Source organism: Streptomyces sp. NPDC096040, from assembly GCF_040303265.1.
Lineage (GTDB): Bacteria > Actinomycetota > Actinomycetes > Streptomycetales > Streptomycetaceae > Streptomyces.
This window is the reverse complement of record NZ_JBEOTA010000028.1, coordinates 22,057-37,960: the sequence shown is the minus strand read 5'-3', so window position 1 is coordinate 37,960 and position 15,904 is coordinate 22,057. Positions and strand designations below refer to the sequence as shown.

Sequence of the window (15,904 nt, the reverse complement as noted above, 5' to 3'; positions counted from 1 at the left end):
CGGGTACGGACCGCCTCGCCGTGTATGGGGCATCTGGATGTCACCTCGGGAGCCTCAGGGAGGTAGGGTCGTGGGTGGTCGGGGACATCCCAAATACAGCTCGCCGGCACCGCATGGCCGGCGTACCAACGAGGAGATCGGTTCGTGACGATCCGCGTAGGCATCAACGGCTTCGGCCGCATTGGTCGCAACTACTTCCGCGCGCTGCTGGAGCAGGGTGCTGACATCGAGATCGTGGCTGTCAACGACCTGGGTGACACCGCGACCACCGCGCACCTGCTGAAGTACGACACGATCCTCGGGCGCCTCAAGGCCGAGGTGTCGCACACCGCCGACACCATCACGGTCGACGGGCACACCATCAAGGTCCTGTCCGAGCGCAACCCCTCCGACATCCCGTGGGGCGAGCTGGGCGTCGACATCGTCATCGAGTCGACCGGCATCTTCACCAAGAAGGAAGACGCCGCCAAGCACATCGCCGGTGGTGCGAAGAAGGTCCTCATCTCGGCTCCGGCCAAGGACGAGGACATCACCATCGTGATGGGCGTCAACCAGGACAAGTACGAGCCGGCGAACCACCACGTCATCTCCAACGCCTCCTGCACCACCAACTGTGTGGCGCCGATGGCGAAGGTCCTCGACGAGAACTTCGGCATCGTCAAGGGCCTGATGACGACGGTGCACGCGTACACGAACGACCAGCGGATCCTGGACTTCCCGCACAAGGACCTGCGTCGCGCGCGCGCCGCCGCCGAGAACATCATCCCGACCACCACCGGTGCCGCGAAGGCCACCGCCCTGGTCCTGCCGCAGCTCAAGGGCAAGCTGGACGGCATCGCGATGCGCGTCCCGGTCCCGACCGGCTCGGCCACCGACCTGGTCGTGACGCTTCAGCGCGAGGTCACCAAGGACGAGGTCAACGCCGCGTTCAAGAAGGCCTCCGAGGACGGCGACCTGAGCGGCTACCTGGCGTACACCGAGGACCAGATCGTCTCCTCGGACATCGTCGGCGACCCGGCCTCCTGCACCTTCGACTCCTCCCTGACCATGGTCCAGGACGGCAACACGGTGAAGATCCTCGGCTGGTACGACAACGAGTGGGGCTACTCCAACCGCCTCGTCGACCTCACGGTCTTCGTCGGCAACCAGCTCTGATCGGCCAAGCAGGCACCTCGATGCGGTAGCAGGGCTCGGGCAGCGCACGGTCGCGCCGCCCGAGCCCTGACGCACGTAAGGATCGACCCTGCGTCTACGGTTCGATCAGCCCTCGTACGACCAAGAGCCCTCCTGTAGGAGTCCCCAACCATGAAGACGATCGACGAACTCCTCGCCGAAGGGGTCGACGGCAAGCGGGTCTTCGTCCGCGCCGACCTCAACGTGCCGATGTCCGACGGCCTCATCACCGACGACGGCCGCATCCGTGCCGTCCTACCCACCGTCAAGGCCCTCGCCGACGCAGGCGCCAAGGTGGTCGTCGCCTCCCACCTGGGCCGCCCCAAGGGTGCCCCGGACCCGAAGTTCTCCCTGCTCCAGGCCGCCGAGCGGCTCGCCGAACTCCTCGGCGCCCCGGTCGCCTTCGCCCAGGACACCGTCGGCCCCGCCGCCCACGACGCCGTGAACGGGCTGCAGCCCGGCCAGGTCGCCGTCATCGAGAACCTGCGCTTCAACGCCGGCGAGACCTCGAAGGACGACACCGAGCGCGGCGAGTTCGCCGACCAGCTGGCCGCCCTCGCGGACGTCTACGTCGGCGACGGCTTCGGCGCCGTGCACCGCAAGCACGCCTCCGTCTACGACCTCCCGGCCCGGCTGCCGCACTACGCCGGCTACCTGATCGCCACCGAGGTCGGCGTCCTGAAGAAGCTCACCGAGGACGTCGAGCGCCCCTACGTCGTCGCGCTCGGCGGCTCCAAGGTCTCCGACAAGCTCGCCGTCATCGACCAGCTGCTCGGCAAGGCCGACCGCCTTCTCATCGGCGGCGGCATGGCCTTCACCTTTCTCAAGGCCAAGGGCTACGAGGTCGGCGCCTCCCTGCTCCAGGAGGACCAGATCCCGGCCGTCACCGAGTACATGGAGCGCGCCGAGAAGCAGGGCGTCGAGCTGGTGCTCCCCATCGACGTCGTGGTCGCCCCCGGATTCCCGGACCTGAAGGCCAAGACGCCCACCGAGCACACCGTGGTCGACGCGGACCGGATGCCCGAGGGGCAGCTGGGCCTGGACATCGGCCCGAAGACCGGTGCCCTCTACGCAGCCAAGCTCGCCGACGCCGCGACCGTGTTCTGGAACGGCCCGATGGGAGTCTTCGAGCACCCCGACTACGCCGAGGGCACCCGGGCGGTCGCCCAGGCTCTCGTCGAGTCCAAGGGCTTCACCGTCGTCGGCGGCGGAGACTCCGCAGCCGCCGTGCGCATCCTCGGCTTCGACGAGAACGCGTTCGGACACATCTCGACCGGTGGCGGCGCCTCCCTCGAATACCTCGAGGGCAAGACGCTCCCCGGCCTCGCCGCACTGGAGGACTGACCTACATGAGCACGCGCACGCCGATCATGGCGGGCAACTGGAAGATGAACCTCAACCACCTCGAGGCCATCGCGCACGTCCAGAAGCTCGCCTTCGCCCTGGCCGACAAGGACTACGAGGCCGTCGAGGTCGCCGTCCTGCCGCCCTACACCGACCTGCGTTCCGTGCAGACCCTGGTCGACGGCGACAAGCTCAAGATCAAGTACGGCGCCCAGGACGTGTCGGCGCACGACTCCGGCGCCTACACCGGCGAGATCTCCGGTCCGATGCTGGCCAAACTGAAGTGCACATACGTGGTCATCGGCCACTCCGAGCGCCGGCAGTACCACCACGAGACCGACGAGCTCGTGAACGCCAAGGTCAAGGCCGCCTACAAGCACGGCCTGACCCCGATCCTGTGCGTCGGTGAGGAACTGCACGTCCGCGAGGCGGGCGACCACGTCTCCCACACCCTCGCCCAGGTCGAGGGCGGCCTCAAGGACGTCCCGGCCGAGCAGGCCGAGTCGATCGTGATCGCCTACGAGCCCGTGTGGGCCATCGGCACCGGCAAGGTCTGCGGCGCCGGGGACGCGCAGGAGGTCTGCGGCGCGATCCGCGCCAAGCTCGCCGAGCTGTACAGCCAGGAGCTGGCCGACCAGGTCCGCATCCAGTACGGCGGCTCCGTCAAGGCCGGCAACGTGGCCGAGATCATGGCGCAGGCCGACATCGACGGCGCGCTGGTCGGCGGCGCCTCGCTGGACGCCGACGAATTCGTCAAGATCGTGCGCTTCCGCGACCAGTGAGCAGACCTGCGAGTAGGCGGTAGCGACGATCCGTCGTACCCTTGCGGGGCCGAAACTGTTATGAGGAGCGTGTTCCGAGCTTCCGTCGTGGTTTCGGCCCCGCATTCCATCCGTATCCGAGGAAGTTGGTCCAGCCGTGGTTTTGGGGTTCTCGATCGCCCTGATCGTCTTCAGCCTGCTGCTGATGCTGCTGGTGCTGATGCACAAGGGCAAGGGCGGCGGCCTCTCCGACATGTTCGGTGGCGGCATGCAGTCCTCCGTCGGCGGCTCCTCGGTCGCCGAGCGGAACCTGGACCGGATCACCCTGGTGATCGGTCTGCTGTGGTTCGCGTGCATCATCGTCCTCGGCATGCTGATGAAGACGAACAGCTGATCCGCGACTCGCACACACGCACAATCCGCACGTAAGGCCCCATGTTCGGTACGCGCACCTGAGCGCGGCCTATCATGGGGCTCGCGTCTAGGTGCGGGGTAACTCCCAACACTGGACGCGCGTTGGGCCTTACGTAGACTGAGGCGCTCGCAACGAAGCGACACGCCGACTCGCTTCGCGGCACCATCACGCAGGGAGTTACGACCGTGGCAAGTGGCAACGCGATCCGAGGTAGCCGGGTCGGGGCGGGGCCGATGGGCGAGGCCGAGCGCGGCGAGTCCGCGCCGCGTCTGCGCATCTCCTTCTGGTGCTCCAACGGGCACGAGACGCAGCCCAGCTTCGCCAGCGACGCGCAGGTGCCCGAGACCTGGGACTGCCCGCGCTGTGGCTTCCCGGCCGGTCAGGACCGGGACAACCCGCCGGACCCGCCGCGCACCGAGCCGTACAAGACGCACCTCGCGTATGTACGGGAGCGGCGCAGCGACGCGGACGGCGAGGCGATCCTCGCCGAGGCGCTCGCCAAACTGCGAGGCGAGATCTAGGAGTTGGGAACCGGCCGGGCGCCTGAGGGCGCCTGGCCGGAGCTGTCTCCGCGGCCGGCCCCGGCCGTTGTCAGTGGTGCCCTCTACGGTTTGTGCATCGGCGAATCGTGAGGGGGCGATGATGACGGTGAAGGAGCGGGCGCCCACGTGGCGCGGGGGATTCGGGCGGCTGTGGACGGCCGCCGCGGTCTCCCGGTTCGGGGACGCGTTACGGACGTCCGCGCTGCCCCTGCTGGCCGCGCGACTGACCGACGACCCCCTCGCCATCGCCTCGGTGACCGCCTGCGGCTATGTGCCGTGGCTGCTGTTCGGACTGCTCGGCGGCGCCGTCGCGGACCGGGTGGACCAGCGGCGCGCGATGTGGGCCGCGGACACGGTACGAGGGCTGCTCGTCGCCGCCTTCGCGCTCGCCGTGGGGCTCGGTCACGCCTCGATCCCGCTGCTGCTTCTGCTCGCCTTCGCGCTGACCACGCTCCAGACGCTCTTCGACAACGCGTCCACGGCCCTGCTGCCCTCCCTGGTCGACCGGCAGGCGCTGGGCGGGGCCAACGCCCGGCTGATGACCGGACAGCAGATCGCGGGCGGTCTGCTCGGCGCCCCGCTGGTCCCGCTTCTGCTAACGGCGGGCGCGTTCATGCCCTTCGCCGCCGACGCGACCACCTATCTGGCGGCCGCCGCCCTGGTCGCCTCCCTGCGGACACGTCCGCCTGAGCGGGCGCCGCGCCCGGCCGGCAGCACCCTGCGCACCGAGATCGGCGAGGGGCTGCGCGCCCTGTGGCAGGACCGCGCCCTGCGGGCGGTCTGCGTGGCCACACTGTTGTGCAACATCGGCATGGGCGCCCTGATCGCCACCCTTGTGCTGCATGTGACGCGCTGGCTGCACGCGGGCAGCGCGGGATACGCGGCGGCCATGACCGCGTACTCGGCCGGCAGCATCACCGGCGGCTTCCTCGCCCAGCGCATAGCCCGCCGCACCGGGCGGGTGCGCGCCCTGCTGGTCGCCGGGGCCGTCCAGACGGCGTCGCTGGTCCTCATCGGCTCCGTCCGCCACCTCGGCGCCCTCGTCGCCGGCATGCTGCTGCTCGGCGCGATGAACATGGTGTGGAACGTCAACCAGGTCACGCTGATGCAGCAACGCGCACCCGAGTCGATGACCGGCCGGATCGCCTCCGCCTTCCGTACCTCCTCGACGTCGGGAGCGCCGCTCGGTGCCCTCCTCGGCGGAGCCGTCGCCGGGGCGTACGGCCTGAACGGGCCCGCGCTGCTCGCCGCCGGCCTGTTCGGTCTGGCCGTCACCTCGTTGATACCGGTGCGCAAGCCGGACGTACCTGTTGTTGCGCCGCGGGACAGCGTGACAGCAGGCCGCGTCCCGCGCTGATCAATTAGGTTGGAACGGCAGCGGGGCAGGCACGCAACAGAACAGGTGCAAGGAAGAAGGCTGAAGTCGCACATGAACGCAGACGGCCGTACCAGGCTCAACCAGACGCCCGAGTGGACCGCGCTCGCCAAGCACCGGGAGGAACTCGCCGACACCCACCTGCGGGACCTGTTCGCCGCCGACCCGGCGCGCGGCACGGGCTACACCCTCCAGGTCGGTGACCTCCACGTCGACTACTCGAAGCACCTGGTCAACGATGAGACGCTGCGGCTGCTGCGCGAGCTGGCCGCCGCCACCGACGTCTTCGGCCTGCGGGACGCCATGTTCCGCGGCGAGAAGATCAACGTCACCGAGGACCGCGCGGTGCTGCACACGGCGCTGCGTGCCCCGCGTGACGCGGTGATCGAGGTCGACGGCGAGAACGTCGTACCGCAGGTGCACGCGGTCCTCGACAGGATGGGCGACTTCGCCGACCGCGTCCGTTCCGGCGCCTGGACCGGGCACACCGGCAAGCGCATCAAGAACGTGATCAACATCGGCATCGGTGGCTCGGACCTCGGCCCCGCGATGGCCTACGAGGTGCTGCGCAGCTTCACCGACCGCGACCTCACGGTCCGCTTCGTGTCCAACGTCGACGGCGCCGACCTGCACGAGGCCACCCGCGACCTGGACGCGGCCGAGACCCTGTTCATCATCGCCTCGAAGACGTTCACCACGATCGAGACGATCACCAACGCCACCTCGGCCCGCAACTGGCTGCTCGGCGAGCTGAAGGCCGGTCAGGAAGCGGTCGCCAAGCACTTCGTGGCCCTGTCGACCAACTCCGAGAAGGTCGCCGACTTCGGTATCGACACGGCCAACATGTTCGAGTTCTGGGACTGGGTCGGCGGCCGCTACTCGTACGACTCCGCGATCGGCCTCTCGCTGATGATCGCCATCGGCCCGGACCGCTTCCGTGAGATGCTCGACGGCTTCCACCTGGTCGACGAGCACTTCCGCACCGCCCCCGCCGAGTCCAACGTCCCGCTCCTGCTGGGCCTGCTGGGCATCTGGTACAACAACTTCCACGACGCCCAGTCGCACGCGGTGCTGCCGTACAGCCACTACCTGTCCAGGTTCACGGCGTACCTCCAGCAGCTGGACATGGAGTCCAACGGCAAGTACGTGGCGCGGGACGGCAAGGATGTCGAGTGGACCACCGGCCCGATCGTCTGGGGCACGCCGGGCACCAACGGGCAGCACGCCTACTACCAGTTGATCCACCAGGGCACCAAGCTGATCCCGGCGGACTTCATCGGCTTCGCCGAGCCGGTCGCCGAGCTGAGCGGTGAACTCAAGGCGCAGCACGACCTGTTGATGGCGAACTTCTTCGCCCAGACCCAGGCGCTGGCGTTCGGCAAGACGGCGGAGGAGGTCCGCGCGGAGGGTGTCGCCGAGGAGCTGGTCCCGCACAAGACCTTCAAGGGCAACCGCCCGACGACCACCATCCTCGCCCGCGAACTGACCCCGTCGGTCCTCGGCCAGCTCGTCGCCCTCTACGAGCACAAGGTGTTCACCCAGGGCGCCGTCTGGAACATCGACTCCTTCGACCAGTGGGGCGTGGAACTCGGCAAGGTCCTCGCCAAGCGCGTGGAGCCGGCGCTGACGGAGGGCGCGGAGGTGCCCGGCCTGGACGCGTCGACGAAGGCTCTGGTGGCCAAGTACCGGGAGCTGCGCGGGCGTTAGGCCAGGACAGCCCCGGTCGGCCCGGCCATGAAAGAACCCGTACGGCCGCCGGGCCGTACGGGTTCCCTTCCGGTCTTTTCAGGGCTTCGTCACGCCGAAGCCGGCGGGTACAGCGAGCGGGGCAGCTGGGCCGCCGCTGCCGCGTCCAGGAGCCACAGGGTGCGCTGGCGGCCCCGGGCACCCGCTGCCGGGGCCTGGATCTCGCCCGCGCCCGAGAGGGCGATGGCGACGGCCTCGGCCTTGTCCTCGCCCGCCGCCAGCAGCCAGACCTCTCGGGCCGAGCGGATGGCGGGGAGGGTGAGGGAGACCCGGGTCGGCGGCGGCTTGGGGGCGCCGTGGACGCCCACCACCGTGCGCTCGGTCTCCCGGACCGCGGGCAGCTCCGGGAAGAGCGAGGCCACGTGCGTGTCCGGGCCGACACCCAGCATCAGGACGTCGAAGGTCGGCACCGAGCCGTGGTTCTCGGGACCGGCCGCGCGGGCCAGTTCCGCCGCGTAGGACTCGGCCGCCGCGTCCACGTCCGCGCCCCAGGGGCCGTCCGACGCGGGCATGGCGTGCACGCGCTTCGGGTCCACCGGGACGTGGTCGAGCAGGGCCTGCCGGGCCTGGGTGACATTGCGCTCCGGGTCGCCCTCGGGGAGGAACCGTTCGTCGCCCCACCACAGGTCGAGCCGGCCCCAGTCGATGGCGTCCCGGGCCGGTGCCGCTGCGAGTGCCGCGAGCAGGCCGTTGCCGTTGCGGCCGCCCGTGAGGACCACGGACGCCTCGCCCCGGGAGGCCTGGGCGTCCACGATCTTCGTGATCAGGCGGGCCGCGGCAGCCTGTGCCATCAGCTCCTTGTCGCGGTGCACGACCAGCTGGGGAGTGCTCATGACGATGTCGCCCTCTTCTTCAGCGGTGCCTTCGCCGCCGCCTCGGGTGCGGGAGCTTCCGGGGCAGCGGCTTCGACGGCCGGTTCTCCTTTGGGCGACGCCTCCGGCGCCGGAGCGGCTGGCGCCGGAGCGGCCGGAGCCGCCGGTACCGGTTCCGCGGCCGGTGAGGCCGACGCGTTCAGCCGTTCCACACCGAACCGCAGCGCCGACGCGTAGGTGTCGTCCGGGTCGAGCCGCCGCAGCTCCTCGGCGATCAGCTCGGCCGTCTCCCGGCGCTTGAGTGCCACCGCGCGGTCCGGTTGGCCGTCGATGGACAGCGTTGCCAGGGAGCCGTTCGCGCGGTCCAGCGCGATCGCTCCCTCGCTGGTCTCCATCCGGACCGCGGTGAGGCCGGGGCCCGAGGACAGGGAGCGCTTGACGGGGACGTCCAGCCGGTCCGCGAGCCACATCGCCAGCAGCTCACAGCTCGGGTTGAACTCCTCGCCCTCCACCTCGACGGCCTTGACCTCGCAGACCACCTGGTCCAGGGCCGCCGCCAGCATCGAGCGCCAGGGCGTGATCCGGGTCCAGGACAGGTCCGTGTCGCCGGGGGTGTAGGCGTCCGCGCGGGCGGTCAGCTCCCGTACCGGCTGTTCGGAGGAGTAGGTGTCGGTGACCCGGCGCTGGGCGAGGGCGCCCAGCGGGTCCTTCGCCGGGTCGAGCGGGGCGTTCACCGGCCACCAGACGACGACCGGCGCGTCCGGCAGCAGCAGCGGCAGTACGACCGAGTCGGCGTGGTCGGCGACCTCGCCGTACAGCCGCAGCACCACCGTCTCGCCGGAGCCCGCGTCCACGCCCACCCGGACCTCCGCGTCCAGACGGGACGTCGTACGGTCGCGAGGGGAGCGGGAGACGCGCTTGATGACGACCAGGGTGCGCGAGGGGTGCTCGTGCGAGGCGTCGCCGGCGGCCTTCAGGGCGTCGTACGCGTTCTCCTCGTCGGTGACGATGACGAGGGTGAGCACCATGCCCACGGCAGGCGTCCCGATGGCCCGGCGGCCCTGCACCAGCGCCTTGTTGACCTTGCCGGCCGTGGTGTCCGTGAGGTCTATCTTCATGGCCGGCGCCAGCTCCGTCCGTCTTGTGCGAGCATCTCGTCGGCCTCGACGGGACCCCAGGTGCCCGACGGGTACTGGGCGGGCCTGCCGTGCTGGTCCCAGTAGTCCTCGATCGGGTCGAGGATCTTCCAGGACAGCTCGACCTCCTCCGTGCGCGGGAAGAGGTTGGCGTCGCCGAGCAGCACGTCCAGGATCAGCCGCTCGTAGGCCTCCGGCGAGGACTCGGTGAAGGACTCGCCGTAGGCGAAGTCCATCGACACGTCCCGGATCTCCATCGAGGTGCCCGGTACCTTGGAGCCGAAGCGGACCGTGATGCCCTCGTCGGGCTGGACGCGGATGACGACCGCGTTCTGCCCGAGTTCCTCGGTGGCGGTGTGGTCGAAGGGGGAGTGCGGGGCCCGCTGGAAGACCACCGCGATCTCGGTGACCCGGCGGCCCAGCCGCTTGCCGGTGCGCAGGTAGAACGGCACGCCGGCCCAGCGGCGGTTGTCGATCTCCAGCTTGACCGCCGCGTACGTGTCGGTCTTCGACTTGCCGTCGATGCCGTCCTCTTCGAGGTAGCCGATGACCTTCTCGCCGCCCTGCCAGCCGGCCGCGTACTGGCCGCGCACGGTGTGCCTGCCCAGGTCGTCCGGCAGCCGTACCGCGCCGAGCACCTTCTCCTTCTCGGCGGCCAGCGCGTCCGCGTCGAAGGAGGCGGGCTCCTCCATCGCGGTCAGCGCCATCAGCTGGAGCAGATGGTTCTGGATGACGTCACGGGCCGCGCCGATGCCGTCGTAGTAGCCGGCGCGGCCGCCGATGCCGATGTCCTCGGCCATGGTGATCTGGACGTGGTCCACGAAGGACCGGTTCCAGACCGGCTCGAACATGGTGTTGGCGAAGCGCAGCGCCAGTATGTTCTGGACGGTCTCCTTGCCCAGGTAGTGGTCGATCCGGAAGACCTGGTCCGGTTCGAACACCTCGTGCACGACCTTGTTGAGCTCCTCGGCCGACTTCAGGTCGTGGCCGAAGGGCTTCTCGATGACCGCGCGCCGCCAGGAGCCGCCGGCCTGGTCCGCCAGGCCGTGCTTCTTCAGCTGCTGGATGACGACCGGGAAGGAGCGTGGCGGGACGGAGAGGTAGAAGGCGAAGTTGCCGCCGGTGCCCTGCGCCTTGTCGAGCTCCTCGATGGTGGAGCGGAGCCGTTCGAACGCGTCGTCGTCGTCGAAGGTGCCCTGGACGAAGCGCATCCCCTGGATGAGCTGCTGCCAGACCTCCTCGCGGAACGGCGTGCGGGCGTGTTCCTTGACGGCGTCGTGGACCTCGGCGGCGAAGTCCTCGTTGGCCCACTCACGGCGGGCGAAGCCGACCAGGGAGAAGCCCGGCGGCAGCAGACCCCGGTTGGCGAGGTCGTAGACCGCGGGCATGAGCTTCTTGCGGGAGAGGTCGCCCGTGACGCCGAAGATGACCAGACCCGACGGCCCCGCGATACGCGGGAGCCGTCGGTCTGCGGGGTCACGCAGCGGGTTGCTGCTCGACAATTTAGCCCTCCGAGGGGGCCAGGCGCTCCAGCTCCGCCTGGGTCGACTTGAGCAGGTCGTTCCAGGACGCCTCGAACTTCTCGACGCCCTCGTCCTCCAGAACCTGGACCACGTCGTCGTACGAGATGCCGAGCCGCTCGATGGCGTCGAGGTCGGCGCGGGCCTGCTCGTAGGTGCCGGCGATGGTGTTGCCAGTGATGTCGCCGTGGTCCTCGACCGCGAAGAGGGTGGCCTCCGGCATGGTGTTCACCGTGTTCGGCGCGACCAGGTCGTCGACGTACATGGTGTCCTTGTACGCCGGGTCCTTCACACCGGTCGACGCCCACAGCGGACGCTGCTTGTTGGCGCCCGCGCTCTCCAGCGCGGTCCAGCGGGAGGTCGAGAAGACCTCCTCGTACGCCTGGTAGGCGAGGCGGGCGTTGGCGACGGCGGCCTTGCCGCGCAGCGCCTTGGACTCGTCGGTGCCCAGCTCGTCCAGGCGCCGGTCGATCTCGGTGTCCACGCGGGACACGAAGAACGACGCCACCGAACGGATGAGCGACAGGTCGAGGCCGCGCTCCTTGGCCTTCTCCAGACCGGCCAGGTAGGCGTCCATCACCTTGCGGTAGCGCTCGAGCGAGAAGATAAGCGTGACGTTGACGCTGATGCCGAGGCCGATGACCTCGGTGATCGCCGGCAGACCCGCCTCGGTGGCCGGGATCTTGATGAGCGTGTTGGGGCGGTCCACCAGCCAGGCCAGCTGCTTGGCCTCGGCGACCGTCGCCTTGGTGTTGTGCGCCAGGCGCGGGTCGACCTCGATCGACACCCGGCCGTCCTGGCCGTCGGTCGCGTCGAACACCGGGTGCAGGATGTCGGCGGCGTCGCGGACGTCCGCCGTGGTGATCATGCGGACGGCCTCTTCGACCGTCACCTTGCGGGCGGCGAGGTCCGAGAGCTGCTGGTCGTAGCCGTCGCCCTGCGAGATCGCCTTCTGGAAGATCGTCGGGTTGGTGGTGACGCCCACGACGTGCTGCTGGTCGATCAGCTCGGCGAGGTTGCCGGACGTGATCCGCTTGCGCGACAGGTCGTCCAGCCAGATCGCGACGCCTTCCTCGGAGAGGCGCTTGAGTGCGTCTGTCATGGAATTACATCTCCTACGTGTCGTATATGAGCGTCAGCGCTGGGCGGCGGCGATGGATTCCCGGGCCTTGGCGGCCACGTTCTCGGCAGTGAAGCCGAACTCGCGGAAGAGCACCTTGCCGTCGGCGGAAGCACCGAAGTGCTCCAGGGAAACGATGCGGCCAGCGTCTCCGACGTACTTGTGCCACGTCAGACCGATGCCCGCCTCGACCGACACACGCGCCTTCACGGTGGGCGGCAGGACGCTGTCCCGGTACCCCTGGTCCTGCTCCTCGAACCACTCCACGCACGGCATGGAGACGACCCGGGTCGGTACGCCGTCGGCCTCCAGCTGCTCGCGCGCCTCGACGGCGACGTGCACCTCGGAGCCGGTGGCGATGAGGATGACCTCCGGCGTCCCGTTCGAGGCCTCGAACAGCACATACCCGCCGCGCACCGTGTCCTCGTTGGACTCGTACACCGGCACGCCCTGACGGGTGAGCGCCAGGCCGTGCGGGGCGCCCTTGCCGAAGACCTTGGTGTAGCGCCTGAGGATCTCGCGCCAGGCGATCGCGGTCTCGTTGGCATCCGCCGGGCGGACCACGTTCAGGCCCGGGATGGCACGCAGCGAGGCGAGGTGCTCGACCGGCTGGTGCGTCGGGCCGTCCTCGCCGAGACCGATGGAGTCGTGCGTCCACACGTACGTCACCGGCAGGTGCATCAGCGCCGAGAGACGGACGGCGTTGCGCATGTAGTCGGAGAAGACGAGGAACGTACCGCCGTAGACACGGGTGTTGCCGTGCAGGGTGATGCCGTTCATCTCCGCGGCCATGGAGTGCTCGCGGATACCGAAGTGGATGGTGCGGCCGTAGGGGTTCGCGCCCGGCAGCGGGTTGTCCGCCGGCAGGAACGAGCTGTCCTTGTCGATGGTCGTGTTGTTCGACCCGGCGAGGTCGGCGGAGCCGCCCCACAGTTCGGGGATGACCGCGCCCAGGGCCTGGAGCACCTTGCCGGAGGCGGCACGGGTGGCGACGCCCTTGCCGGGCTCGAAGACCGGGATCTTCTCCTCCCAGCCGGTGGGCAGCTCGCACGCGGCGACACGGTCGAACTCGGCGGCCCGCTCGGCGTTGTTGTCACGCCACAGCTGGAACGACTTCTCCCACTCGGCCTTCGCGGCGGCACCGCGCTCCAGGGCCCGGCGGGTGTGGGCGAGGACCTCGTCGGCGACGTAGAAGCTCTTCTCCGGGTCGAAGCCGAGGACACGCTTGGTGGCCGCGACCTCGTCCTCGCCGAGCGCCGAGCCGTGGGCGGCCTCGGTGTTCTGCGCGTGCGGGGCGGGCCAGGCGATGATCGAGCGCATCGCGATGAAGGACGGCTTGTCCGTCACCTTCTTAGCGGCCTCGATCGCGTTGTAGATGGCGTGCGGGTCCAGGTCGCCGTCCGGCTTCGGGGCGACGCGCTGGACGTGCCAGCCGTATGCCTCGTACCGCTTGACGGTGTCCTCGGAGACGGCCGTCTCGGTGTCGCCCTCGATCGAGATGTGGTTGTCGTCCCACAGCAGGACCAGGTTGCCGAGCTTCTGGTGGCCGGCCATCGAGGACGCCTCGGCGGAGATGCCCTCCTGGAGGCAGCCGTCACCGGCGATGCAGTAGACGAAGTGGTCGAAGGGGGACTCGCCCTGCGGTGCGTCCGGGTCGAACAGTCCGCGCTCGTAGCGGGAGGCCATGGCCATGCCCACCGCGTTGGCGACACCCTGGCCGAGGGGGCCCGTGGTGGTCTCCACGCCCTTGGTGTGGCCGTACTCCGGGTGGCCCGGGGTCTTCGAGCCCCAGGTCCGGAAGGACTCCAGGTCTTCCAGCTCCAGGCCGAAGCCGGCCAGGTAGAGCTGCGTGTACAGGGTCAGCGACGAGTGGCCGGCGGACAGCACGAAACGGTCGCGGCCCACCCAGTCGGGGTCGGACGGGTCGTGTCGCATCACCTTCTGGAAGAGGGTGTACGCGGCCGGCGCCAGGCTCATCGCCGTACCCGGATGGCCGTTGCCGACCTTCTGTACGGCGTCGGCGGCCAGGACACGGGCGGTATCGACGGCCCGCTGGTCCAACTCGGTCCAGTCGAGGTCTGTGGTGGTCGGCTTGGTGCTCACCCTGGGTCAGGGCTCCTCTCCACATGTTCGGTTACCGGCCCACGGGCACACGCCCGCACCGGCTGCCGGTGCACTGGGTGCCCACCGGCCGCTGTCGAGCCTACCCCCGTAAGGACGTGCAATTTTTCGAGTGTTTCCAGACTGCCGGGCCTTGCGGGGATCCGCCTCCCGACTGGCCGGGAAGGCATGTCGGCACATGAATGCACATGAATACGGAGCCGCTCATACGACTGCTCAACCGAGCCCCTCCCGGCTCTCCCGAGACGCCCGCCAACACGACCCCACCCCCGCGAAGGCCGAGGTATGGGCAACGTCTAAAGTGGCGTGGTACGCGCGAGCCTTTACCGCTACTTCACACGGGGAGGCTTGCTGGGATGTCTCTGTCAGGGGTGTGCGTGACGGCCGTCGAATCCCGTCCAGCGGGGGTACTCGGTGCGAGCGAGAGCCCGAGTCACCGGCCGTTCGGGGCCCGTGTCAAAGCTTTCGTGGCGCTGACCAAGCCGCGGATCATCGAGCTGCTGCTCATCACCACCGTTCCGGTGATGTTCCTGGCGCAGCAGGGCGTGCCCGACCTGACGCTGGTGCTGCTGACGTGCGTCGGCGGTTATCTCTCCGCGGGCGGCGCCAACGCGCTCAACATGTACATCGACCGGGACATCGACGCGCTGATGGACCGCACTTCGCAGCGGCCACTGGTGACCGGCATGGTCAGCCCGCGTGAGTGCCTCGTCTTCGGCATCACCCTGGCGGTCGTCTCCACCCTGTTGTTCGGATTCACCGTCAACTGGCTGAGCGCCTGGCTGTCACTCGGAGCGCTCCTCTTCTACGTCGTCGTCTACACGATGATCCTCAAGCGCCGTACCTCGCAGAACATCGTGTGGGGCGGCATCGCGGGCTGCCTCCCGGTGCTGATCGGCTGGTCGGCCGTCACGGACTCCATGTCGTGGGCGCCGATCATCCTCTTCCTCGTCATGTTCTTCTGGACGCCGCCGCACTACTGGCCCCTGTCCATGAAGGTCAAGGACGACTACGCGCGCGTGGGCGTCCCGATGCTGCCGGTCGTCGCCTCCAACAAGGTGGTCGCCAAGCAGATCGTCATCTACAGCTGGGTGATGGTCGCCGTCTCCCTGCTCCTGACCCCCCTCGGCTACACCGGCTGGTTCTACATGCTGGTCGCCCTGGTGGCGGGCGGCTGGTGGCTCTGGGAGGCGCACGCCCTGCAGAACCGCGCCAAGTCGGAGGTGACGGGCGGGAAGCTCAAGGAGATGCGCCTGTTCCACTGGTCCATCACCTATGTGTCGCTGCTGTTCGTGGCAGTGGCCGTGGACCCCTTCCTCCGCTGACCCCTGCGTCGGCCCACATCACACCGCCCTGCCCTCGCCAGTCGATCTACTCGTGAGTAGCATCCTGCTCATGGCAGACACGCAGCAGGTTGACCAGAAGGCCGAGCGCAAGGTCGCGCGCCTCGCCAAGCAGATCAGCACCTTCGCCAAGGCCCACGGCGGCGCCGAGGGCCAGGTCGCCTACATCGGCGAACGCGGCGCCCGCATCGTCCTCGTCGGCGAGGACGGCGGCTGGGGCGACCTGGTGGCCCCGAGCACCGAGATCGCCCGGCAGGCGGTGGAGAAGGCGGGTATCACCGTCCACGAGTCCTTCGACGGTGAGTTCGCCGCGAAGGTGACGACGGGCCCGTACGAGTGGAAGCGCATGGCGGGCCTCCAGATCGGCGGCTGAGCAGCTGTTTTCAGGGGCGCCGGGAACGGCGCGAGCAACCACCCGCAAGCGGTGGCCGACGAACCACCCGTACCCCTGAGCTGAACCGCGACCTCCGTCCCCGTTCACCCGTTAAGACGGTCA

At 69.2% G+C, this 15,904-nt stretch carries 14 protein-coding genes; 9 read left to right on the top strand and 5 right to left on the bottom strand.

Annotated features, from left to right (window positions below):
• The first annotated feature begins 144 nt into the window (after positions 1 to 144).
• The 7 genes from gap to pgi all read left to right on the top strand — a co-directional run bounded on the left by gap (position 145) and on the right by pgi (position 7,317).
• Positions 145 to 1,155, top strand: a complete 1,011-nt coding sequence (gap, locus tag ABTY98_RS32105; RefSeq protein WP_352224570.1) for a type I glyceraldehyde-3-phosphate dehydrogenase — start codon at positions 145 to 147, stop codon at positions 1,153 to 1,155.
• A 150-nt stretch (positions 1,156 to 1,305) separates the two neighbouring features.
• Positions 1,306 to 2,517: a phosphoglycerate kinase gene (locus tag ABTY98_RS32100; RefSeq protein ID WP_352224569.1), complete on the top strand. Its 1,212-nt coding sequence runs from the start codon at positions 1,306 to 1,308 to the stop codon at positions 2,515 to 2,517.
• A 5-nt stretch (positions 2,518 to 2,522) separates the two neighbouring features.
• Complete coding sequence (gene tpiA, locus ABTY98_RS32095) at positions 2,523 to 3,299, top strand: triose-phosphate isomerase (RefSeq protein WP_352224568.1); 777 nt, start codon at positions 2,523 to 2,525, stop codon at positions 3,297 to 3,299.
• A gap of 142 nt (positions 3,300 to 3,441) precedes the next feature.
• A complete protein-coding gene (gene secG, locus ABTY98_RS32090; protein WP_352224631.1) occupies positions 3,442 to 3,672 on the top strand; it encodes a preprotein translocase subunit SecG in 231 nt (76 codons plus the stop codon).
• A 206-nt stretch (positions 3,673 to 3,878) separates the two neighbouring features.
• Positions 3,879 to 4,214 (top strand): RNA polymerase-binding protein RbpA, encoded by a 336-nt coding sequence (locus ABTY98_RS32085; protein WP_003976875.1) that lies wholly within the window; start codon positions 3,879 to 3,881, stop codon positions 4,212 to 4,214.
• Positions 4,215 to 4,332: 118 nt separating this feature from the next.
• Positions 4,333 to 5,592 carry an MFS transporter gene (locus tag ABTY98_RS32080; protein ID WP_352224567.1) on the top strand — a complete coding sequence of 420 codons (1,260 nt, stop codon included), beginning with the start codon at positions 4,333 to 4,335 and terminating at the stop codon, positions 5,590 to 5,592.
• A 72-nt stretch (positions 5,593 to 5,664) separates the two neighbouring features.
• Positions 5,665 to 7,317 (top strand): glucose-6-phosphate isomerase, encoded by a 1,653-nt coding sequence (gene pgi, locus ABTY98_RS32075; protein ID WP_352224566.1) that lies wholly within the window; start codon positions 5,665 to 5,667, stop codon positions 7,315 to 7,317.
• A gap of 89 nt (positions 7,318 to 7,406) precedes the next feature.
• On the opposite strand, the gene pgl is transcribed toward pgi, so the two are convergent.
• The 5 genes from pgl to tkt are packed head-to-tail and all read right to left on the bottom strand — an operon-like array spanning position 7,407 to position 14,047.
• Positions 7,407 to 8,189 (bottom strand): 6-phosphogluconolactonase, encoded by a 783-nt coding sequence (gene pgl / locus ABTY98_RS32070; RefSeq protein ID WP_352224565.1) that lies wholly within the window; start codon positions 8,187 to 8,189, stop codon positions 7,407 to 7,409.
• A complete protein-coding gene (gene opcA / locus ABTY98_RS32065) occupies positions 8,186 to 9,286 on the bottom strand; it encodes a glucose-6-phosphate dehydrogenase assembly protein OpcA (RefSeq protein ID WP_352224564.1) in 1,101 nt (366 codons plus the stop codon). Before opcA ends, pgl begins: the two co-directional genes overlap by 4 nt.
• Positions 9,283 to 10,806 carry a glucose-6-phosphate dehydrogenase gene (zwf, locus tag ABTY98_RS32060; protein WP_352224563.1) on the bottom strand — a complete coding sequence of 508 codons (1,524 nt, stop codon included), beginning with the start codon at positions 10,804 to 10,806 and terminating at the stop codon, positions 9,283 to 9,285. The genes opcA and zwf overlap by 4 nt, the downstream gene beginning before the upstream one ends.
• A 1-nt stretch (position 10,807) precedes the next feature.
• Positions 10,808 to 11,926, bottom strand: a complete 1,119-nt coding sequence (gene tal, locus ABTY98_RS32055; protein WP_352224562.1) for a transaldolase — start codon at positions 11,924 to 11,926, stop codon at positions 10,808 to 10,810.
• Positions 11,927 to 11,959: 33 nt separating this feature from the next.
• Positions 11,960 to 14,047 (bottom strand): transketolase, encoded by a 2,088-nt coding sequence (gene tkt / locus ABTY98_RS32050; RefSeq protein WP_352224561.1) that lies wholly within the window; start codon positions 14,045 to 14,047, stop codon positions 11,960 to 11,962.
• 389 nt (positions 14,048 to 14,436) lie between these two features.
• Here tkt and ABTY98_RS32045 point away from each other — a divergent pair, with 389 nt between their 5' ends.
• Together ABTY98_RS32045 and ABTY98_RS32040 are read left to right on the top strand one after the other, a co-directional pair.
• On the top strand, positions 14,437 to 15,390 hold the full coding sequence (locus ABTY98_RS32045; RefSeq protein ID WP_352224630.1) for a heme o synthase: 954 nt from the start codon (positions 14,437 to 14,439) through the stop codon (positions 15,388 to 15,390).
• Positions 15,391 to 15,460: 70 nt separating this feature from the next.
• A complete protein-coding gene (locus ABTY98_RS32040; protein WP_352224560.1) occupies positions 15,461 to 15,781 on the top strand; it encodes a hypothetical protein in 321 nt (106 codons plus the stop codon).
• Positions 15,782 to 15,904 lie beyond the last annotated feature (123 nt).